Origin of the sequence: Kitasatospora sp. NPDC092948, from assembly GCF_044754805.1 — a bacterium.
Taxonomy (GTDB): Bacteria; Actinomycetota; Actinomycetes; order Streptomycetales; family Streptomycetaceae; genus Kitasatospora.
On sequence record NZ_JBIVPU010000001.1, the window covers coordinates 13,795 to 35,688 of the forward strand.

At 75.0% G+C, this 21,894-nt stretch carries 6 protein-coding genes; 4 read left to right on the forward strand and 2 right to left on the reverse strand.

What is annotated here, in order from left to right; all coding sequences use genetic code 11:
• Window positions 1–146: 146 nt before the first annotated feature.
• Both ACIQF6_RS00060 and ACIQF6_RS00065 read left to right on the forward strand, forming a co-directional pair.
• Window positions 147–1,319 (forward strand): PLP-dependent cysteine synthase family protein, encoded by a 1,173-nt coding sequence (locus tag ACIQF6_RS00060; RefSeq protein WP_400888156.1) that lies wholly within the window; start codon window positions 147–149, stop codon window positions 1,317–1,319.
• Between the two features lie 268 nt (window positions 1,320–1,587).
• A complete protein-coding gene (locus tag ACIQF6_RS00065; protein WP_400888158.1) occupies window positions 1,588–2,418 on the forward strand; it encodes an isocitrate lyase/phosphoenolpyruvate mutase family protein in 831 nt (276 codons plus the stop codon).
• Between the two features lie 250 nt (window positions 2,419–2,668).
• On the opposite strand, the gene ACIQF6_RS00070 is transcribed toward ACIQF6_RS00065, so the two are convergent.
• A complete protein-coding gene (locus ACIQF6_RS00070; RefSeq protein ID WP_400888160.1) occupies window positions 2,669–4,255 on the reverse strand; it encodes a long-chain fatty acid--CoA ligase in 1,587 nt (528 codons plus the stop codon).
• A 7-nt stretch (window positions 4,256–4,262) separates the two neighbouring features.
• Window positions 4,263–5,807 (reverse strand): class I adenylate-forming enzyme family protein, encoded by a 1,545-nt coding sequence (locus ACIQF6_RS00075; RefSeq protein WP_400888162.1) that lies wholly within the window; start codon window positions 5,805–5,807, stop codon window positions 4,263–4,265.
• 209 nt (window positions 5,808–6,016) lie between these two features.
• Between ACIQF6_RS00075 and hemA the strand changes: the two genes are divergently transcribed.
• A complete protein-coding gene (hemA, locus tag ACIQF6_RS00080) occupies window positions 6,017–7,261 on the forward strand; it encodes a 5-aminolevulinate synthase (protein WP_400888164.1) in 1,245 nt (414 codons plus the stop codon).
• A 254-nt stretch (window positions 7,262–7,515) separates the two neighbouring features.
• A complete protein-coding gene (locus tag ACIQF6_RS00085) occupies window positions 7,516–21,885 on the forward strand; it encodes a type I polyketide synthase (RefSeq protein ID WP_400888166.1) in 14,370 nt (4,789 codons plus the stop codon).
• Window positions 21,886–21,894: the final 9 nt, after the last annotated feature.

Consider the following 21,894-nt stretch of genomic DNA (forward strand, 5'->3'; position numbering starts at 1 on the left):
GGTGGCCGTGACGTGTTCGCCCATCACGGGGAACGGTTCGTGTCGTAACCAGGCCGTTCCTGTGCGGGGCCGTCCTGCCGCCCATCATGGGGGCGCCGTCCTCGTCGGTGGGCGGGTGCCGGATCGGCTGGAGACGGAGGCTGCTGATGAGCGTGACGGCGCGTACGAACGAGAACGACCCCGAGGGTCAGGTGGTGGACCTGAACGACGAGTCGGATGTCTATCCGGACGACCGGGAGTGGGTCGACAAGTGCATCGCCCGCCTCCGCGGCGACCTCGCGCCCCGGCAGACGAAGCTGGACGAGATCCCGCTCCCGTCGGCCCTCGGAGAGCTGAAGCTGTACCTCAAGCGGGAGGCCGACCAACTGTCCGGCAGTCACAAGCACCGGCTCGCGGCGGCGTTGCTCACCCACGCCCTGGCCAGCGGGTGGCTGGCGAAGGGGCAGTGCGTGGTCGAGGCGTCCAGTGGCTCGACGGCCATCTCGGAGGCGTGGTACTGCCGGCAACTCGGCATCAAGTTCTATGCGGTCGTGCCGAAGAACACGGCCCCGGAGAAGCAGAAGCTGATCGAGACGTACGGCGGCGACGTGGTCCCGGTGTCGGGCGACATCGTCGAGTGGGCGCGGCGGGTGGCGAAGCGCTACGACGGCCACTTCATGGACCAGTTCAGCTATGCCGAACGGGCCTACGACTGGCGCGGCGAGCACAGCCTCGCGGCGGAACTGCTCGGCGCGGTGCCGAAGTTGAGCTGGTTCACGATGGGCGCCGGAACCGGCGGCACGGGCACCTCGGTGGCCAGGTACGCCCGGTACAACTCCAAGGGCCTCCGGGTGTGCGTGCCCGACCCGGACCACTCCGCGTACTTCGACGGCTGGTACTGGAAGGACCCGGCGGTGACCGACCAGGGCTCGCAGATCGAGGGCATCGGCCGCCCCAGGGTCGAGGCCTCGTTCGTGCCGACGACCGTCAACCGGATGATCCGCGTCCACGACGCGGCCTCGGTCGCGACCATGCGCTACCTCTCCGACCGCATGGACATCCACGCCGGGCCCTCGACCGGCACCGGCGTCTTCTCCGCGATCCGGATCCTGCTCGGCATGGCGAACGGCGACCCGAAGGGAAGCGTCGCCACCGTGATGTGCGACTCCGGGGACCGCTACACGAACGAGTTCTACAACGACGAGTGGCTGGCGGCGAAGAACATCGACTACCAGCCCTGGTACGCCACCATCGGGCAGTTCTTCGAGACCGGCGACTGGGCGCCGCCCACGACCGTCCAGCCGACGCCCCGCCCCATGACGACCCTGTGGAACATGTGACCCCCCACGGCGTGCCCGCGCCGTGCCGGCCGCGGTGCGACCCGCACGGTGCAGTGCGGCGGGCGGGGGAGGGGGCGAGGGCGTGCGCGGGCTGCGATCTTCGGCGGACCCCGTTTCCACGCCCCGCCGCAGCCCGACTGCTCGCAGGCGTCGGCGCGAGCCCGTCCACGGCCCTGTCCGATACCCGCCAGCAAGGGCCCGTCGGGGTTCATACCGTTTCATCGGTCGACGGCCCGTCACCAAGGGCCGTCCTCCGAAAGGGAATTCGATGGCCACTCGCTCGCTGAACGCCGAGGCGCAGCTTCTGCGCTCCTACCACGCCGAGGGCATCCTCGTGCTGCCCAACGCCTGGGACGGGGCATCCGCGGCCCTGATCGCCGCCGAGGGCGCCAAGGCGATCGCCACCACCAGCGGCGGCATCTCCTGGGCGCTGGGCCGCTCCGACGGTCAGCGCCTGTCGCGGGCCCGGATGCTTCGGATGGTCGAGAGCATCGTCGCGGCCGTCGAGGTGCCCGTGACGGCCGACGTCGAAGGCGGCTACGGCCCGACCGGCGAGGACGTGGCCGAGACCGTCCGCGCGACCCTCGCCGCCGGCGCCGTGGGAATCAACCTGGAGGACTCCGGCGCCCCGGACGGCGTGCTCTTCGACGTCGAAGCCCAGGGGGCCCGCATTCGTGCGGCGCGGCGGGCGGCCGCGGACGCCGCGGTCCCCGAGTTCGTGATCAACGCCCGGACCGACGTCTTCCTGTTCCAGGTCGGCGAGCCGGCCGGCCGCCTGGACGAGGTCATCGGTCGGGCGAAGGCCTACGCCGAGGCCGGTGCGGACTGCCTCTTCGTGCCGGGGCTGGTCGACCTGGCCGCCCTGGAGGCCCTCACCGCCGCCTCGCCGCTGCCGGTCAACGCCATGACCGGCCCGGGCGGGCCGGGCGTCGCGGAGCTGAGCGCCGTGGGCGTGCGACGGGTCAGCGTCGGCACCGCCACGGCCGAGACCGCCTACAGCGCCGCGCGGCGCGCAGCCCGCGAGCTGCTGTCCCGGGGCGCCTACCCCGTCGACGCGGACGCCCTGACCTACCCGGACGTCAACGGCCTGTTCGCCTGAGCGGAGGCGAACCCCGGCCTCTTCCGGGCCTGTCGCGGCGGTGGCGGCGGGAACTTCGCCGTCGGCTTCGGCACCGGGGTCGTGCACGAAGGCGACCACGTGCGGACGTTGCGCAGGTCCAAGGACCTGGTGGGCATCGCCACCGCGACGGCCGAGACGCCGGGCGAGGCGCGCCTGCGCACCGAGGAGGCCCTGTCCGCACCGCGCTTCCGGGGGCGCAGGGTGGCCGGCCCGGAAGCGCGGCGGCCGCTCAGGGGAGCCGCGGCGGTCGGCGGGCGGCGCCCTCGTCCGGGTCCGCGGGGCTCAGCCGGGCGACCAGCTCCCGTTTGAGGATCTTGCCGCTGGGGCCGAGGGGGAAGGCGTCCACGAACTCCACCCGGCGCGGGTACTTGTACGGTGCCATCCGCTCCCTGCTCCAGGCGACGATCACGGCGCCGAGGGCCGGGTCCGGCGCCGTGCCGGGGTGGACCCGCACCACCGCGCACACCTCCTCGCCGTGGACGGGGTGGGGGAGACCGATGACGGCTGCCTGGGCGATCGCCGGGTGGCGGGCCAGGACGTCCTCCACCTCGCGCGGGTAGACGTTGTACCCGCCGCGCAGCACCACGTCCTTCTTGCGGTCGACGACGGACAGGTAGCCCTCGTCGTCCTTGACGCCGAGGTCGCCCGAGCGGAACCAGCCGTCCACGACGGCCTCGGCGGTCGCCTCCGGCCGGTTCAGGTAGCCGGCCATCACGTTGTGCCCCCGGACGACGATCTCCCCGGTCTCGCCGGCGGGCAGCAGCTCGATCCGGTCCTCCACCTCCGCTCTGGCGATCTCGACCTCGACGCCCCAGATCGGCCGGCCCACCGTGCCCGGTCTGAGCGGCCACGCCTTCTGGTTGTAGGCCACCACCGGAGACGTCTCGGTGAGCCCGTACCCTTCGAGGACCGGGCAGCCGAACGTCTCCCGGAACGCGTCCAGGACCGCCACCGGCAGCGCGGCGCCGCCGGAGAACGCGCGGTCGAGTGCGGGCCTGCGCGGGTCGGCGCGGGCCGCGTCGAGGAGCGCCGTGTACATCGTCGGGACGCCCATGAACACGGTGCAGCCCTCCCGCACCATGAGGTCCAGCGCGCCCGGTCCGTCGAACCGCGGCATCAGCACCAGGGTCGCCCCCGCCCGGAAGCAGGTGTTCATGCCGCAGATCTGGCCGAAGGTGTGGAACAGCGGCAGACAGCCGAGCAGGACGTCGTCCGCGGTGAAGTCGAACGGCGACAGCATGGTCGTGTCGACGTTCATCACCACGTTGAGGTGCGTGAGCAGGGCGCCCTTGGGGCGGCCGGTGGTGCCGGAGGTGTAGAGGACCAGCGCGATGTCCCCGGGGTCGCGCGGCACCTGACGGTCGATCGGGGTGCTCCGTGCCGCGAGCGCGTCCAGCCGCAGCGTGCGGAAGTCTCCCGCTTCTTCTTCCATGACGGTGAACACGGGCGTGCCGGTGGTCTCCGCCGCCCGGCCGCCCTCGGCCAGCAGCGGGGCGGCGCAGATCAGCGCCGCCGCCCCGGAGTCCTTCAGGACGTACGCGATCTCGTCCGCCCGGAGCAGGGCGTGGACCGGGACGGCGACCGCGCCGAGCGCGAGCACGCCGAAGTAGGCCAGCGGGAAGTGCGGCGTGCTGGGCAGCAGCAGCGCCACCTTGTCGTCGGGGCCGATGCCCCGGGCGCGCAGCGCCGCCGCGTACCTGCGCGCCCCGTCCCACAGCTCGCGGTAGGTGATCTTCCGCTGGCCGGACACGAGCGCCGGGTGCTCCGGCCGCCGGAGCGCGGACTCGGCGAGGATGGCTGCCACGGAGAGGGTCACGGGGGTGTCACCCGCTCGCTTCCGCGGCCAGCCGCGCCTTGTCCGGCTTGCCGACGCCGGTGAGGGGCAGCGTGGGGCGGACGTGGATCCGCGCGGGGACGTGCTTGGGCGAGATGGTGGCCCGGACGTGCTCCGCCAGCTCGTCGGGGCCGGCCGTGCCCGCCCCGCGCAGCACCACGGCGGCGTGCAGGTACTCGATCCGGTCGCCGTCCCGGACGCAGAAGGCGGCGGCCTGCGCGACCTCGGGATGGGCCAGGAGGGCGTTCTCCACCGTCACCGGGTGGATCTTGATGCCGTTGGTCTTGACCACCTCGCCGATCCGGCCGCGCAGGTGGAGGTAGGCGTCGCCGTCGACGAAGCCGAGGTCGCCGGTGTGCACCCAGCCGTCCCGTACGGTCCGGGCGGTGAGTTCGGGTTCGGCCACGTACTCCTTCATCGTGAAGGGCGACCGTACGCAGACCTCGCCGATCTCGCCGGGCGGCAGGTCGTGGTGGTCGTCCGGGTCGGCGATCCGGACCCAGCCGGGCATCGGGCGGCCGACCGTGACCCGCAGCCGGGGGTCGAGGTGCTCGGCGGGCGAGAGCATGCTGACGAAGCCCGCCTCGCTGGTCGCGTACACCTGGATCAGCACGTCGCCGAAGACCTTGACCGCCTCGGCCAGTCGCTCGGGGGACGCGGGGGAGCCCACGTAGGTGACCATCCGGAGGCTGGAGAGGTCGGTCGAGCCCACCTCCGGGCGGTCCATCAGCAGGTACAGCTGGGGAGGGGAGAGCAGCATCCGGGTGATCCCGTACTGCTCGATGCAGCGCAGCACGTCGCCCGGGTCGAAGCCGTCCCGCAGGACCACCGAGCCGCCGGACGCGAGCGAGTCGTCGGCGGCGGCGCCGCTGGAGTGGCTGAGCGGGAGGCAGGCCAGGTAGACGGACCGCCAGCCCATCTGGAGTCCGGCGGTGATGAAGCCGTTGCGGGCCCGGAAGTCGAAGGCGATGCCCTTCGGCGCGCCGGTCGTCCCGCTGGTGTAGGTCACCACCGCGGGCCGGTCGAGGCCGATCTCGATGTCGGCCGCGTCCAGCGCGTCCCCGTCCCCGGTCGTCAGGTCCAGGACGTCGGGGCCGAGATCGCCGAGGGCGACGAGGGCGGGCGGAGTGCCCAGCTGTTCGCACAGCTCACGGGCGGCCGCCAGGTTCTCCGCGTCGACGGCCAGGTGCGTCGCACCGGTCTCCCGGAGGATCTTGAGCTTGGCGGCGGCGGCGATCTGGTCCGCCGGGTCGACCGCGTTGGTGGTGTGAAGGTGGACCACCGTGGCCCCGACCAGATTCGCGGCGTAGCGCAGGACCAGGGTCGGGGCGGTGTTGGTGACGGTCAGGACGGCGACCACGGCCCGGCCGCCGCTCCCGCCGACGTGCCGGTGCAGGGCCTGCGCGGCCGACCGGACCAGGGCGGTCAGCTCCGCCGCGGTCAGCGTCCTGTCGCGCCAGGACAGGACCACTTTCTCCGGTTCCGCGGAGATTACCTCAAGGATCTGGCTGACATACGTTTCGTCCGACGGCATAGCGAACTCCCGTGGCGCCGTTTCGAGGAATTTCCGCACAGCCTACAGCGCGTAAAGCGGGCCTGTCAGGGGCGCGGGTCGAGGAAAAGCGGACGCGGGCAGTTCCGGAATTGTCGCGGAGCGCGCCATCGAACTGATATTCCGTTCTGAGACAATCCCCTCCACCGGTCCGGCCCCGCATCGGCGCAGTCCTTGGAGAAAGGGTCGTCATGAACCATTACCTGGAGCTCTTCTCGCGGCATGTGAAGGAAAGTGGGTCCTCGGAGGCGAAACGGGAGTTCCTGGAGATCGGCCGGCACGCCGGGAAATTCCCGGCGGCCCGGAGCCTGCGGGGCGGGATCACCTCCGAGATCAGCGTGTGGTGCAGCAACGACTACCTGGGGATGGGCCAGCACCCGGTGGTCCTGGCGGCGACCCGCGAAGCCCTCGACGACCACGGCGCGGGTGCGGGCGGCTCCCGGAACATCGGCGGGACCAACCACTACCACGTGCTGCTGGAGAAGGAACTGGCGGATCTGCACGGCAAGGAGGACGCCCTTCTCTTCACCTCCGGATACACCGCCAATGACGGGGCCCTCACGGTCCTCGCCGGCCGGCTGGGGAACTGCGTCGTCTTCTCCGACGAGATGAACCACGCCTCGATCATCGACGGGCTGCGCCACAGCGGCGCCGAGAAGCACATTTTCCGCCACAACGACACGGCGCATCTGGAAGAGCTGATATCCGCCGTCGATCCCGACCGGCCGAAGATGATCGTCATGGAGTCGGTCTACTCGATGGCGGGTGACGTCGCCCCGCTCGCCGAGATCGCCCGGATCGCCCGCGAGCACGGCGCGATGACCTTCCTCGACGAGGTCCACGCGGTCGGGATGTACGGGCCGGAAGGCGCCGGCATCGCCGCGAGCCTGGGTATCGCGGACGAGTTCACCGTCGTCATGGGAACGCTCGCCAAGGGATTCGGCACCACCGGCGGATACATCGCCGGTCCCGCCGAGCTGGTCGACGCGGTGCGCGGCCTGTCCCGCTCCTTCATCTTCACCACCGCCCTGCCGCCGGCCGTCGTGGCGGGCGCGCTCGCCGCCGTCCGGCACCTGCGCGGCTCGGACGAGGAACGCGACCGGCTCCACGCGAACGCGCGACTGACGCACCGGCTGCTCACGGAACGCGGCATCCCCTTCGTCTCCGACGGGTCCCACATCGTCTCGATCTTCGTCGGGGACGACGCACGCGCCCGGCGGATCTCCGCCCTGCTGCTGGAACGCCACGGCATCTACGTGCAGGCGATCAACGCGCCGAGCGTGCGCACGGGCCAGGAGATCCTCCGGAGCGCACCCGGCGCCGTCCACCGGCCCGCGGAGGTCGAGGAGTTCGTCGCGGCCCTGGACGGGATCTGGCGGGAGCTGGGGATGGCGCGGACCCCGGTCCCGCAGCCGTCCGCGGGAACGGACGGCTGACCTGCCGCCACGGGGTGCGCGCGGCCCTCCCGCCGTTCCGCGACCCGCCCGCTCCCCGTGCCCGCACCGTGTCGCGGCCTGCGCTATCGGGACGCTATGCGGCTTGGGAAAGATCGACGTCGCACGTCCGGCGGACGGTACCCGCCGGGCATGACGAAGGCGTCCCGGTCGGCGCGCGACCCGTGGGAGCGGGCGCCCCGCCACGGTCCCGGCGACCGATGGTCCTGATCTCCGTGAAGGAGTCCGAAGTCACGATGACGCACCCCGACGGTACGGAAGCACCGCTGCTGTGGACGCTGGCCGGCAGTGGCAAGGAGTCGCTGGCGGCCGGCGCGCGCGGCCTGCACGCGTACCTGGCCGGTCGTGACGACTGGAGCCCCCAGGACATCGCGCTCACCCTCGCGCGCACCGCGTCCGAGGGGAGCCGGCGGGCGGCACTGGTGGCGGACGGCCGCGACGGATTCCTCCAGCGGCTGGACGCGCTCGCCGACGGCCGGAGTCTGCCCGGCCTGCTGGAGGGCGCCGCGGGGGCAGACCGCCGGGTCGCCTTCGTGTTCCCCGGACAGGGTGCGCAGTGGCCCCGGATGGCGGTGGACCTGCTGGACACCTCCGCGGTGTTCCGCGACCGGATGGACGCGTGCGCGCAGGCCCTGGAACCGTTCGTCGACTGGTCGCCGATCGACGTGCTCCGCGACCCGCACGCGCCGGGCGCACCCGCCGGCGACCGGGCCGACGTGGTGCAGCCCCTGCTGTTCGCCGTGACGGTCTCGCTCGCCGCGCTGTGGCGCTCCCACGGCGTGGAACCGGCCGCAGTGCTCGGACACAGCGTCGGCGAGGTCACCGCCGCCGCGGTCTGCGGCGCGCTGTCCCTGGACGACTCCGCGCGGGTGGTGGCGCTGTGGAGCCAGGCCCAGGCGACCCTGGCCGGGCGGGGCGACATGGTCTCCGTCATGGCCCCGGCCGGTGAGATCGAGCCGCGGCTGCGCCACTGGGACGGCCGCCTCGTCGTCGCCGCGCACAACGGCCCGCGGTCCGTGATCGTCTCCGGCGACCGCGACGCCGCGGCCGAACTCCTCGCCGACCTGGCCGTCGACGGGGTGCACGCGCGGCGGATCGCCGTGGGCCTGGCCGCCCACTCCCCCCACATCGACGCGATCGTCCCCCGGATGCGCGCCGACCTCGCACCGATCCGGCCCCGCACGCCGCAGCTGCCCTACTACTCCGGGCTGACCGGCGGACGGCTGGACGTCCCGGTACTGGACGCCGACTACTGGTGCCGCAACCTGCGAAACCCGGTCAGGTTCCACCAGGCGGCCGAGGCCCTGCTCCAGGACGGGCACGGCGTCCTGCTGGAGGTCAGCCCGCACACCGTGCTGACCTCCGCCCTCACGGACTGCGTGGAGGAGTACGGCACGCAGGCCGCCGTCCTCGGCACGCTGCGCCGCGACCAGGGCGGTCCGGGCCGGTTCCTGACCTCGCTCGGCGAGCTGTACGTGCACGGCGTCACCCCGGAACGGGAGGCGCTGCTCCCCGGGCCGCCGGCGCGGGTGCGGGAACTGCCGGCGGCCGCCCTGGCGGCGCTCGCGGAGCCCGGCCCGGCGGACGCGGACGGACCGGACGGCGCGGGCGGCGACCGGGATGCCGGTGCCGCGTTCCGCGCGGAGCTGGCCGGACTGGACGTGCCGGAGCGGCGTGCCGCGCTGGTACGGCTGGTGGACGAGGAGATCGCCGCGCTGACCGGGCGGTCCGATCCGGTGCCCCCCGACGTGGCCTTCCTCGACCTGGGATTCGACTCCGTCACCGCCGTGGAGCTGCGCAACCGGCTGAGTGCCGCGACGGCGCTGCACATCCCGGCGACGGTCGCCTTCGACTGCCCGACCCCGGCGGCCCTGACCTCGTACCTCTGCGCCGTGATCGGCGGCGACCGGCCCGACCGGCACCCGGACGCCGTCGAGCCGGTGCGGCGGGCCGCGGACGACGACCCCGTGGTGATCGTCGGCATGGGCTGCCGCTACCCCGGCGGGGTCGGCAGCCCCGACGAGCTCTGGGAGCTGGTGTCGGCGGGCGCCGACGCCGTCTCCGCGCTGCCCGACGACCGCGGCTGGGACACCGCCGGACGGTACGACCCCGCCCCGGGGACACCGGGCCGGTACTACCAGCGGGAGGCGGGTTCGCTCGCCGGCGCGGCCGACTTCGACGCGGAGTTCTTCGGCATCTCGCCGCGCGAGGCGCTGGCCATGGACCCGCAGCAGCGCCTGCTGCTGGAGACCACCTGGGAAGTACTGGAGCGGGCCGGGATCGAACCGGCCACCCTGCGGCGGACCCCGACGGGCGTCTACGTCGGGGCGATGACCATGGACTACGGGCCGCCGCTCGAACTGGGCGCCGACGAGGGCGGCCACCTGCTGACCGGCAACACCGGAAGCGTCGTGTCGGGCCGGCTGGCCTACACCCTCGGCCTGGAGGGCGCGGCGGTCACCGTCGACACGGCGTGCTCGTCCTCGCTGGTGGCCCTGCACCTCGCGGTCCGGGCGCTGCGGTCCGGCGAGTGCTCGCTGGCGCTGGCCGGCGGCGTGACCGTGATGTCCACGCTCGGCATGCTCGTGGAGTTCAGCCGTCAGGGCGGACTCGCCCCGGACGGCCGCTCCAAGGCCTTCGCGGCAGCCGCCGACGGCTTCGGCCTGGCCGAGGGCGCGGGGATGCTGCTGCTGGAGCGCCTGTCGGACGCCCGCCGCAACGGGCATCCGGTGCTGGCCGTCGTCCGGGGTTCGGCCACGAACCAGGACGGTGCGAGCAACGGCCTGACCGCGCCGAGCGGTCCGTCGCAGCAGCGGGTGATCCGGGCGGCGCTCGCGGACGCGGGGCTGACGGCGTCCGAGGTGGACGTGGTGGAGGCGCACGGCACCGGGACGCGGCTGGGCGACCCGATCGAGGCGCAGGCGCTGCTGGCCACCTACGGCCAGGACCGCCCGGCGGACCGCCCCGTGTGGATCGGCTCGCTGAAGTCCAACATCGGCCACGCCCAGGCCGCGGCGGGAGTGGGCGGTGTCATCAAGTCGGTGCTGGCGATGCGGCACGGCGTGATGCCGAAGACGCTGCACGTGGACGGGCCCACGCCCGAGGTGGACTGGTCGGCGGGAGCGGGCCGGTTGCTGACGGAGGCCAGGGAGTGGGACGACCCGGGCCGTCCGCGCCGGGCCGGCGTGTCCTCCTTCGGCATCAGCGGCACCAACGCCCACGTGATCCTGGAGTCTGCGCCGGCCGACGCTCCGGCCGGGGCGGTGGAGGATGCCCGGCGTTCCGGGCCGGCGGTGTGGCCGGTGTCGGCGCGCAGTGCGCAGGCCCTGCGGGCGCAGGCGGGGGCCTTGGCGGCGCGGGTGGCGGCGGAGCCCGGGCTCGACCCGGCCGACGTGGGCTGTTCGCTGGCGGTGGGGCGGGCGTCCTTCGAGCATCGCGCCGTGGTGGTGGGCGGGGACCTGAGCGAGTTGCTCGACGGCGTGAAGGCGCTGGCCGAGGGGCGAGTGGCACCGGGGTCGGTGGCCGGTGGCGGGTTGGTTTCCGGCCGTTCGGTGTTGGTGTTCCCGGGTCAGGGTTCGCAGTGGGTGGGGATGGCTGCGGAGTTGTTGGTCGGGTCGGAGGTGTTCGCGGGGCGGATGGCGGAGTGCGGTCGGGCTCTGGCGCCTTTTGTGGATTGGTCGTTGGGGGAGGCGCTGGGGTCGGAGGCGTTGCTGGCGCGGGTCGATGTGGTGCAGCCGGTGTTGTGGGCGGTGATGGTGTCGCTGGCGGAGGTGTGGCGTTCGTTCGGGGTGGTTCCGGACGCGGTGGTGGGCCATTCGCAGGGTGAGATCGCCGCGGCTGTGGTGGCGGGTGGTCTGAGCATCGACGACGGGGCGAAGGTCGTCGCGCTGCGGAGCCGGGCGATTCGGGTGTTGGCGGGGCGTGGCGGTATGGCGTCGGTGCCTCTGTCGGTGGGGGTGGTGCGGGAGCGGATCGCGCCGGGCTCGTTGTCGGTGGCGGCGGTGAACGGTCCGTCGTCGACGGTGGTGTCGGGTGACGCGGACGCGGTCAGCGCGCTGGTGGACGAGTTCGTGGCGGAGGGTGTGCGGGCGCGGCTGATCGACGTCGATTACGCGTCGCACTCCGCGCACGTGGAGGAGATCCGCGAGCGCCTGTTGTCCGACCTGGACGGGATCGCTCCCGTCTCCGGCGATGTGCCGTTTTATTCGAGCGTGACCGGCGGTCTGCTGGACACGGAGGCCCTGGACGCCGAGTACTGGTACCGCAACCTCCGGCAGACCGTCGAGTTCGAGCGGGCGACCCGCGCGCTCCTCGCGGCCGGGCACCGGTTCTTCGTGGAGTCGAGTCCGCATGCGGTGCTGGGTGTGGCGGTGGGGGAGTCGGTGGAGGCCGCGGGGCTTGATGCTGCGGTGCTGGGGACGTTGCGTCGGGGTGAGGGCGACGTGGCGCAGGTGTTGCGTGCGGTGGGTCGTGCGTGGGAGTGCGGGTTGGGGGTGGACTGGTCGGGTGCGTTCCCGGGGGCGCGGCGGGTGGACCTGCCGACGTACGCCTTCCAGCGCAGCCGCTACTGGCTGACGGCCCCCGCCGCCGTCCCGGCCGCCCCCGCCGAGGACCGTTGGGACGACCCGGAACTCCAGGACCCCGCCCAGCTCGCCGAGACCCTCGGGGTCGGCCGTGAAGCGCTGGACGAAGTCCTGCCCGCGCTGGCGACCTGGCGCTCCGTCAGGAGCCGTGAGCGGCGGGCGGACTCCTGGCGCTACCACGTCTCGTGGGCGCCCCTGTCGGTCGCGCCGGCGGACGGTCTCCCTGGTCGTTGGCTCGCCCTGCGCCCCGACGGCGACGACGCGGCGGCCGTCCTGGCCACCCTCGGCGAGGCCGGGGCCGACCTCCTGCCGTGCGTCGTCACCGATCCGGGCGCGACCCGCGAGCAACTGGCCGTCCTGCTCACGGAGACGGCCGGGGAAGAGCCGATCGCCGGCGTGCTGTCCCTGCTGTCCTGGGAGGAGCGTCCCCACCCCGAACACCCCGACCTGCCCGGTGGTCCGGCGCTGACCCTCGCGCTGGCCCAGGCACTGGAGGACACGGGCATCCGGGCCCGGCTCTGGACGCTGACGAAGGGAACGGCGGTCCTGGCCGGCGCGGAGCGGCCCGGACACGTCGGCCAGGCCGCGTCCGCCGCTCTGGGCCGGACGCTGGCACTGGAGCACCCGCACCGCCGGGGCGGTCTGATCGACCTGCCCGAGGTGCTGGACGTACGCGCCGCCCGCCGCCTGTGCGCGGTGCTCGCGGGAGCCGCCGCCGACGAGGAGCAGGTGGCGGTGCGCTCCACCGGGGTCCACGGGCGCCGGCTCCGGCCCGCGTCGTCCGTGCCGTCGAAAGCCCGTCAGGGCGGCGCGGCCGTCCGGGGCGGGACGCGACCGCGCTGGCGGGGCACGGTCCTCGTCACCGGCGGCACCGGTGGCGTCGGCTCGCACACGGCGCGCTGGCTCGCGGGCCAGGGCGCGGAACGGCTGCTGCTGGTCAGCCGTCGTGGCGCCGACGCGCCCGGTGCGGACGCGCTGCGGGCCGAACTGACGGCGCTGGGCGCCGAAGTGGCCTTTGCTGCCTGCGACGTCGCAGACCCGGCCGCGCTGGCGGCGCTGGTCGCCGACATCCCGGCGCGACACCCGCTGTCCGCCGTCGTCCACGCGGCAGGCGTCCTCGACGACGGGGTGCTCGACGCGCTGGACCCCGCACGGCTCGCCGTGGTGCTGCGCGCCAAGCTGACCGCCGCACGGAACCTGCACGAGGCCACCGCGGGTCTCGACCTGTCGGCCTTCGTGGTGTTCTCGTCGGTGATGGGCGTGGTGGGCAACGCCGGGCAGGGCAACTACGCGGCCGCCAACGCGGCCGTCGACGCACTCGTCGCCGCCCGCCGGGCCGCCGGGCTGCCCGGCACGTCCGTGGCCTGGGGCGCCTGGGCCGGGCCGGGCATGCTGGCGGACGACGTCGCCGCCCGGCTGCGGGACTTCGGCATGCCGGTGATGGAGCCCGAAACGGCCGTCACCGCGATCGGCCGGGCACTCGCGGAGGACGACGAGCTGGTCGTGGTCGCCGACGTCGACTGGAGGCGCTTCACCGCGGACCGGGGCCGGTGGACCGCCGCCCTGCTCGACGGGATGCCGGACCCGGCGGCCGAGCGGCGGCCCGTCCCGGACGCCGCCGCACCGCCGGCGGCCCGGGAAGGCGGCGGCTCCGCCGACGCCCTGCGGGAGCAGATCGCCGTCCTGCCGCGCCACGAGGACCGGGTCAGGACCCTCACCGAACTGGTGCGCACCCACGCGGCGACGGTCCTGCGCCACCTCGACGTCGACACGGTCCAGCCCGGAAAGGCGTTCTCCGCGCTCGGCTTCGACTCGCTGACGGCGGTGGAACTGCGCAACCGGATCGCCGCCGTCACCGGGCTGGCCCTGCCCGCCACCGCCCTGTTCGACCATCCCACACCGTCGGCACTGGCCGACCGGCTGCTCGCGGACCTGGACCTGGACCTGGACCTGCCGGACTCGGCGAGCGGCACCGCCGGCTCCGTCGAGGACGGGGCGGGCCGGGCGGCGGCGCCCGGCGGCAACGAGCCGATCGCGATCGTCGGCATGGGCTGCCGCTTCCCCGGCGGGGTCGCCGGGCCCGAGGAATTCTGGCAGCTGCTCTCGAAGGGCACCGACGCCGTCGGCGACTGGCCGTCGAACCGGGGCTGGGACACCGAGGGGCTGTACGACCCGGACCCCGACCACGCCGGCACCACCTACAGCATGCAGGGCGGCTTCCTGCACGACGCCCCCGAGTTCGACGCGGAGTTCTTCGGCATCTCGCCGCGTGAGGCCCTGGCCATGGACCCGCAGCAGCGGCTGCTCCTGGAGACCGCCTGGGAGGCGGTCGAGGGCTCCGGGCAGGATCCGACCGCGCTGAAGGACCGTCAGGTCGGCGTCTACATCGGCACCAACGGCCAGGACTACTCCGCGCTGCTGCACGGCGCCGAGGGAGTGTCCGAGGGCCACCTGCTGACCGGGAACACGGCCAGCGTGCTGTCCGGGCGGCTGTCCTACGTCCTCGGCCTCCAGGGGCCCTCGCTCACCGTCGACACCGCGTGCTCCTCCTCGCTGGTGGCACTGCACCTGGCCGTGCAGGCGCTGCGGCGCGGCGACTGCGAGCAGGCCCTCGCGGGCGGGGTGACGGTGATGAGCACCCCGCGGCTGTTCGTGGAGTTCAGCCGTCAGCGCGGCCTCGCCGCCGACGGACGGTGCAAGGCGTTCTCGGCGGACGCGGACGGCACCGGCTGGGGCGAGGGCGCCGGAGTGCTGCTGCTGGAACGCCACAGCGACGCGCTGCGCCACGGCCACCCCGTCCTCGCGGTGATCAGCGGCACCGCCGTGAACCAGGACGGCGCCAGCAACGGGCTCACCGCCCCCAACGGCCCGTCCCAGCAGCAGGTCATCCGCGCCGCGCTGGCCGACGCCGCACTGCGCGCCGACCAGATCGACGCGATCGAGGCCCACGGCACCGGCACCAGGCTCGGCGACCCCATCGAAGCGCAGGCGCTCCAGGCCGTCCACGGGCCGGCGCGCCCCGCCGACCGGCCGCTGTGGCTCGGCTCGGTGAAGTCGAACATCGGGCACACCCAGGCGGCGGCCGGGGTGGCCGGGGTGATGAAGATGGTGCTGGCCATCCGCCACGGCGAACTGCCCGGGACCCTGCACGCCGGGACGCCGAACCCGCACGTCGACTGGTCCGACGGCGCCGTCCGGCTGCTCACCGCGCACACCCCGTGGCCGGAGACCGGGCACCCGCGCCGGGCGGGCGTGTCGTCGTTCGGCATCAGCGGCACCAACGTGCACGCGATCATCGAGCAGGCGCCTGCCGTCGCTGCCACGCCCGCCGTCGCCGTCGGGCCGGCCCCGGACACCGCCACGACGACCACCGCGGAGGTCACCGCGGAGGTCACCGCCACCCCCGCCGCGCGCCGGGCCGCGCCGCCCGTGCCGCTGCTGCTCTCGGCCAGGACGCCGGAGGCCCTGCGGGCACAGGCCGGCCGACTGGTGGGTCGGCTCGACGCCGACCCGGACGTCGAACTGGCCGACGTCGCCTACTCGCTCGCCACCGGACGAGCCCCGCTCGAACACCGGGCCGCCGTCCTGGGACGGGACCGGGCGGCCGTCCGGCGCTCGCTCGCCGCACTCGCGCGCGGCACGGCAGCCGGCCACCTGCTCACCGCGGGCGCCGTACGCTCCGGCCGGACCGCCTTCCTGTTCCCGGGACAGGGCAGCCAGCGGGCCGGCGCCGGTGCGGAGCTCTACCGCGACGACCCGGTGTTCGCCGACGCCCTCGACGAGGTGCTGACCGGCCTGGACCCGCACCTCGACCTGCCGTTGCGCGACGTCCTGTTCGCCGAGCCCGGAACCCCCGGTGCGGCGCTGCTCGACCGCACCCGGTACACCCAGCCCGCGCTGTTCGCCCTGGAGACGGCGCTGTTCCGGCTGGTGCGGCACTGGGGTGTGCAGCCCGACCTGTTGATGGGGCACTCCATCGGCGAACTCGCGGCCGCCCACGCGGCGGGCGTGCTGGATCTGCCCGACGCCTGCGCGCTGGTGGCGGCCCGGGGCCGGCTGATGGACGAACTGCCCGAGGGCGGCGCGATGGTGGCGGTGGAGGCCACCGAGGAGGAAGTGCAGCAGGCCCTGCTGGACGACCGCACCGGGCACCCCGCCCCGGAGCGGGAGGCGGACCGCGACCCGGGCCGGGACACGGTGGACATCGCCGCCGTCAACGGGCCCACCTCCGTGGTCCTGTCCGGTGACGCGGACGCGGTGCTGCGCCTGGCCGGGGCGTTCCGCTCCCGGGGCCGGCGCACCCGGCGCCTGAGCGTGAGCCACGCGTTCCACTCCGCCCGGATGGACGGGATGCTCGACGCGTTCCGGGAGGTGGCCGAGTCGCTGACCTACCACGCGCCCGGCATCGAGATCGTCTCCAACCTGACCGGGCGTACGGCCACGGCCGCGGAACTCCGCTCCCCGGAACACTGGGTGCGCCACGTCCGGGACACCGTGCGCTTCCTGGAAGGGGCCCGCCGGCTGCGGGCCGAGGGCGCGACGGCGTACCTCGAACTCGGACCGGGCGGCGTGCTGTCCGGCATGCTCCACGCCTGCCTCCCCGACGACGCCCCGACCTCCGGCGGCCCCGGCGGCCCCGGGACGGTGCCGCTGCTGCGCGACGGCCGCGGCGAGTCGGACGCCGTCCGCACCGCACTCGCCTCGCTGCACCTGCGCGGCGTGGCGGTGGACTGGTCGGCGGGCTGGAGCGGAACCGACGTGCGGCGGGTCGACCTGCCCACCTACGCCTTCCAGCGCAGGCGCTTCTGGCCGGTGGCCGCGCCGGACCCGGCCCCCGACCGGCGCTCCCGCCGGGAGACCGAGGACTCCGCCGGCCCCGGGCGCTACCGCATCGCCTGGGAGCCGCTCGCCGCGCCCGCGGAGCCCCGCCTCGCCGGTCGCTGGCTGCTCGTCACCCCGGACGGACCGGGTGCCGAGGACACCGCACTCGCCTGCGAGCAGGCGCTCGCCGGACACGGCGCCGAGGTGGCCGTGATCCGGGTCGGGGCTGCCGTCGAACGCGCCGAACTGGCCTCGCGGCTCGCGGAGTTCGGCTCCTCGGAGGGAGTGCTGTCCCTGCTGGCCCTGGCCGAGGGACCTCACCCGGGGCTGCGGACGCTCGACGCCTGCCTGACCGGGACCCTGCTGCTGCTCCAGGCCCTGGGCGACTGCGGCATCGACGCTCCCCTGTGGTGCGCCACCCGCGGTGCGGTGGCCGCCGACGGCACCGAAGAGGTCCGCCCCGAGCAGGCCCAGGTGTGGGGCCTGGGCCGGGCGGCGGCACTGGAGCACCCGCTGCGCTGGGGCGGCCTGGTCGACCTGCCGGACCTGCTGGACGGGCCCGCGCTGGACGGGCTGTGCGCGGTGCTGGCCGGACGGGACGGCGAGGACCAGGTGGCCGTACGCCGGCCGGCGCCGCTGGGCCGTCGGCTCGTCCCCGCGCCGGAGCCCGCGACACCCGGGCCCGCACCGTGGACGCCGCGCGGCACGGTCCTCGTCACCGGCGGCACCGGAGGCCTCGGCGCCCAGGTGGCGCGCTGGCTCGCGGAGCGCGGCGCGGAACACCTCGTCCTCCTCGGCCGGCGGGGCCCCGAAGCCCCCGGAGCCGACGCGCTGGTCGACGCCCTGGCGGCGCTCGGCGCCCGCAGCACCCTGCTGGCCTGCGACGTCGCCGACCGCACCGCGCTGGAGCAGGTGCTGGAGCGGCTGCGCGACGAGGGCGACACCGTACGGGCCGTGGTGCACACCGCGGGACTCACCTCGGACACCGCGCTGATGGACTGCACGCTGGACGAACTGGCCCGGCGGACGGCGGCCAAGACGCGCGGCGCGGCCCACCTCGACGCCCTGTTCGAAGACCGCCCGCTGGACGCCTTCGTGCTGTTCTCCTCGATATCGGGCACCTGGGGCAGCGGCGGCCAGGGCGCCTACGCGGCGGCCAACGCCTACCTGGACGGCCTTGCCGCGGCGAGGCGCGGCCGGGGCCTGACGGCGACCTCGGTGGCCTGGGGCCCCTGGGCCGGCGCGGGCATGGCCGCCGGCGCCGTCGGCGACGGCCTGCGCCGCCACGGGCTGGTGCCGATGGCCCCCGCGGCGGCGCTCTCCGCGCTCGGCCTGGCGCTGGCCCTGGACGAGGGCGAAGCGGTCGTCGCCGAGCTGGACCGGAGCCGCTTCGCGGCCATCTTCGGCTCGGTCAGGGACAGTGCGCTGCTGCGCGGCCTGCCGGCCGACCCGGAGCCCCGGGCGGCCGCGGCCGCGGACACCTCCGCCGAGCCCGGACCCGGTACGGGCGGCGACCCGTCGTGGCTGCACCGGCTGCGCCGACTGCCCGAGCCCGAGGGCCGCAAGCTGCTGACGGAGCTGGTGCGGAGCGAGGCGGCCGCCGTGCTGGGCCACGAGTCGGCCACCGGCCTCACCGCCGACCGCCCGTTCCGCGAGCTGGGCTTCGACTCGCTCACCGCCGTCGAACTCCGCAACCGGCTGGTCGCGGCCACCGCGCTGCCGCTCGCGTTCACCACCGTCTTCGACCACCCGACGGCGGCCGCCCTCGCCGCCCACCTCTTCACCGGCCTGAGCGGCACGGAACCGGACGCCGACGGCACGACCGGCACGGCCGCGACGGACTCCGCCGCCGTCGGCGGCGCGGCCCGGCCCGCGCCGGCCGACGAGCCCCTGGCGATCGTCTCGATGGCCTGCCGGTTCCCGGGCGGCGTCCGCTCGCCCGAGGACCTGTGGCAGCTGGTGGCCGACGGGGTGGACGCGATCGCCGCGCTGCCCGCCGACCGCGGCTGGCCGCTGGACACCCTCTACGACCCGGACCCGCTGCACCCGGGCACCTTCTACACCAGCGGCGGCGGATTCCTGGACGGGGCGGCCGAGTTCGACGCGGAGTTCTTCGGCATCTCGCCGCGCGAGGCCCTGGCCATGGACCCGCAGCAGCGACTGCTGCTCGAAACCAGCTGGGAGGCGCTGGAGCGGGCCGGGCTCGATCCCGCGTCGGTCCGCGGCAGCGAGGGCGGCGTCTACGTCGGCGTCGCCTCCCAGGGCTACGGCACCGGCCCGCAGAACCCGTCCGACGAGATCGAGGGGCACCTCCTCAGCGGCACCGTCACCAGCGTCGCCTCCGGCCGGGTCGCCTACACCCTCGGACTCGGCGGCCCCGCCGTGACCGTCGAGACAGCCTGCTCGTCCTCGCTGGTGGCCCTGCACCTGGCCGGCCAGGCCCTGCGCGCCGGCGACTGCTCGTTCGCCCTGGTCGGCGGCGCCGCGGTGATGGCGAGCCCGGACGTCTTCGTCGAGTTCAGCCGGCAGCAGGGCCTGTCGCCCGACGGCCGCTGCCGCTCCTTCGCCGAAGGCGCGAACGGCACGGGCTGGGGCGAAGGCGTGGGCGTGCTGCTGGTGGAACGCCTCTCCGACGCGCGCCGCCTCGGGCATCCGGTCCTCGCCCTCGTCCGGGGCACCGCGGTGAACCAGGACGGCGCCAGCAACGGCCTCACCGCCCCGAGCGGCCCCGCGCAGCAGCGGGTGATCAGGAGCGCGCTGGCCGCAGCGGGGCTGTCCGGCGCCGAGGTCGACCTGGTCGAGGGCCACGGCACCGGCACCGTGCTCGGCGACCCCATCGAGGCGCAGGCCCTGCTGGCCACCTACGGCCAGGACCGGCCCGCCGACCGCCCGCTGTGGCTGGGGTCGCTGAAGTCCAACATCGGGCACACCCAGGCCGCCGCCGGAGTCGCCGGGGTCATCAAGACGGTGCTCGCCCTGCGCAACGGCGTGCTCCCCGGCACCCTGCACGCGAAGGAGGCGTCCAGCCGGGTGGACTGGTCGGCCGGCGCGGTCCGGCTGCTCGCGGACGCCCGCCCCTGGGACGCCCCGGACGGCGACCGGCCGCGCCGGGCCGGCGTCTCCGCGTTCGGCATGAGCGGCACCAACGCCCACGCCGTCCTGGAGGAAGCATCCGCCGCCGAAACCCCGCTGCCCGAACGCACGGGCGGCGAACCGTCCGAGGGCACGGGCGGCGCACCGTCCGAGGACACCGGGACCACCGTTCCGTGGCTGCTCTCCGCCATGACGCCCGCGGCGCTGCGCCGACAGGCGCGCCGACTGGGCGAGCACCTGCGGGCCGACCCCGACGGGGACGCCGCCGGCGCGGCCCGCGCGCTCGCCACCACCCGCCCCGCCCTGCCGTTCCGGGCGGCAGCCACCGGCCGCGACCGCGAGGCGCTGCTCGGCCGGCTGGACGCCCTCGCGGCGGGCGAACCCGCGCCCGACGCCGTGCAGGACCGGGTGCGCGGCGGCCGGACGGCCTTCGTCTTCCCCGGCCAGGGCTCGCAGTGGGCCGGCATGGCGGTGGAGGCGCTCGACGCCTCCGCGGCGTTCGCCGATGCCGTCGCCGCCTGCGAACGGGCGCTCGCCCCGCACACCGACTGGTCCCTGACCGAGGTGCTGCGCGGCGCGCCCGGCGCACCGACGCTCGACCGCGTGGACGTCGTCCAGCCGGTGCTGTTCGCCGTGATGGTGGCGCTGGCCGCGCACTGGCGCGACACCGGGGTCACCCCGGACGCGGTCGTCGGACACAGCCAGGGCGAGATCGCCGCCGCCCACGTCGCCGGAGCGCTGTCGCTCGACGACGCGGCGCTCGTGGTGGCGCGGCGCAGCCGGGCGCTGCTGAGGCTGGCGGGACGCGGCGGCATGGTGTCGGTCGCGGCCTCCGCCGAGCGGACCACGGGCCTGCTGCCCGCCGGTGGAAGCGTCTGCGTGGCCGCGGTGAACGGCCCCGACGCCGTGGTCGTCGCCGGGGAGCCCGCGGAACTGGCCGCCCTGCTCGCGGCCTGCGAACGGGAAGGCGTACGGGCCAAGGCGATCCCGGTGGACTACGCGGCCCACTCGGCGCAGGTCGCCGAGATCGAGGACGAACTGCGCGAAGCCCTCACCGGGATCCGGCCGCGCGCGTCGGTCGTCCCGCTCTACTCGACGGTGACCGGCGAACCCGTCGCCGGAGAGTCGCTCGACGCCGACTACTGGTACCGCAACCTGCGCGAGCCGGTCGACTTCGTCGGAGCGACCCGCGCCCTGCTCGACGCCGGTCACACCCTGGTCGTCGAGGTCAGCCCGCATCCGGTGCTGCTCGCCGGGATCGAGGCGGTGGCCGCGGAGGCCGGGCGGGAGGTGGCGGCGGTCGGCACGCTGCGGCGCGGCGACGGTGGCCGGGACCGGCTGCTGGCCTCGCTGACCGAGGCGTGGGCGGCCGGCGGCGGCCCGGTGGACTGGTCGCCCTGGACGGGCACCCCCGGGCCGGGCGCGCCCGTCCTGCTGCCGACGTACCCGTTCCAACGCGACCGGTACTGGCTGCCCACACCGGGCCGGACGGCCGCCGGGGTCACCGCCGTGGCGCCGGCCCAGGACGCTCCGGAGACCGCGGGCGACGACGACGGCGCCCCCGCCGCACGACTGGCCGCCCGGCTGGCCCCGCTGGACCGGCAGGCACGCCGTCAAGCGGTGCTCGACCTGGTCGTCCGGCACGCGGCCGCAGTCCTCGGCCATTCCGGAACCGGTCCGGTGCGCCCGGAACGCGCCTTCTCCGAGATCGGCTTCGACTCGATGCTCGCGGTGCGGTTCAGGAACGCGCTGTGCGAGGCCACCGGCCTGACCGTCCCGCCGACGGTGGTCTTCGACCATCCGACGCCCGAGGCGCTCGCCGCCCACCTGGACGCGGAGCTGTCCGCCGCGCCCGAGCCGCCCTCGCCGCTGCTGGCCGAGCTGGACCGGCTGGCCGTGCTCCTCGCGGCCGTCCCGCCCGGAGCGGCCGACCTCGACGGGGTCGGCGAACGACTGAACGAACTGCTGCTCGGCTGGGGCCGGCGCGCCGGCGCACCGGGCGGCCAGGCACCACCGCCCGGACCGGCGGACGGCATCGCCGCGGCGATGGAAACGGCGACAGCGGACGAGCTGTTCGCCCTGCTCGACAACGACTTCGGAAACGCCTGAGAGAGAGCT

Coding starts and splice junctions, on each gene's coding strand:
- ACIQF6_RS00060 (WP_400888156.1), top strand. CDS start 147: ATGAGCGTGACGGCGCGTACGAACGAGAACGACCCCGAGGGTCAGGTG.
- ACIQF6_RS00065 (WP_400888158.1), top strand. CDS start 1,588: ATGGCCACTCGCTCGCTGAACGCCGAGGCGCAGCTTCTGCGCTCCTAC.
- ACIQF6_RS00075 (WP_400888162.1), bottom strand. CDS start 5,807: ATGCCGTCGGACGAAACGTATGTCAGCCAGATCCTTGAGGTAATCTCC.
- hemA (WP_400888164.1), top strand. CDS start 6,017: ATGAACCATTACCTGGAGCTCTTCTCGCGGCATGTGAAGGAAAGTGGG.
- ACIQF6_RS00085 (WP_400888166.1), top strand. CDS start 7,516: ATGACGCACCCCGACGGTACGGAAGCACCGCTGCTGTGGACGCTGGCC.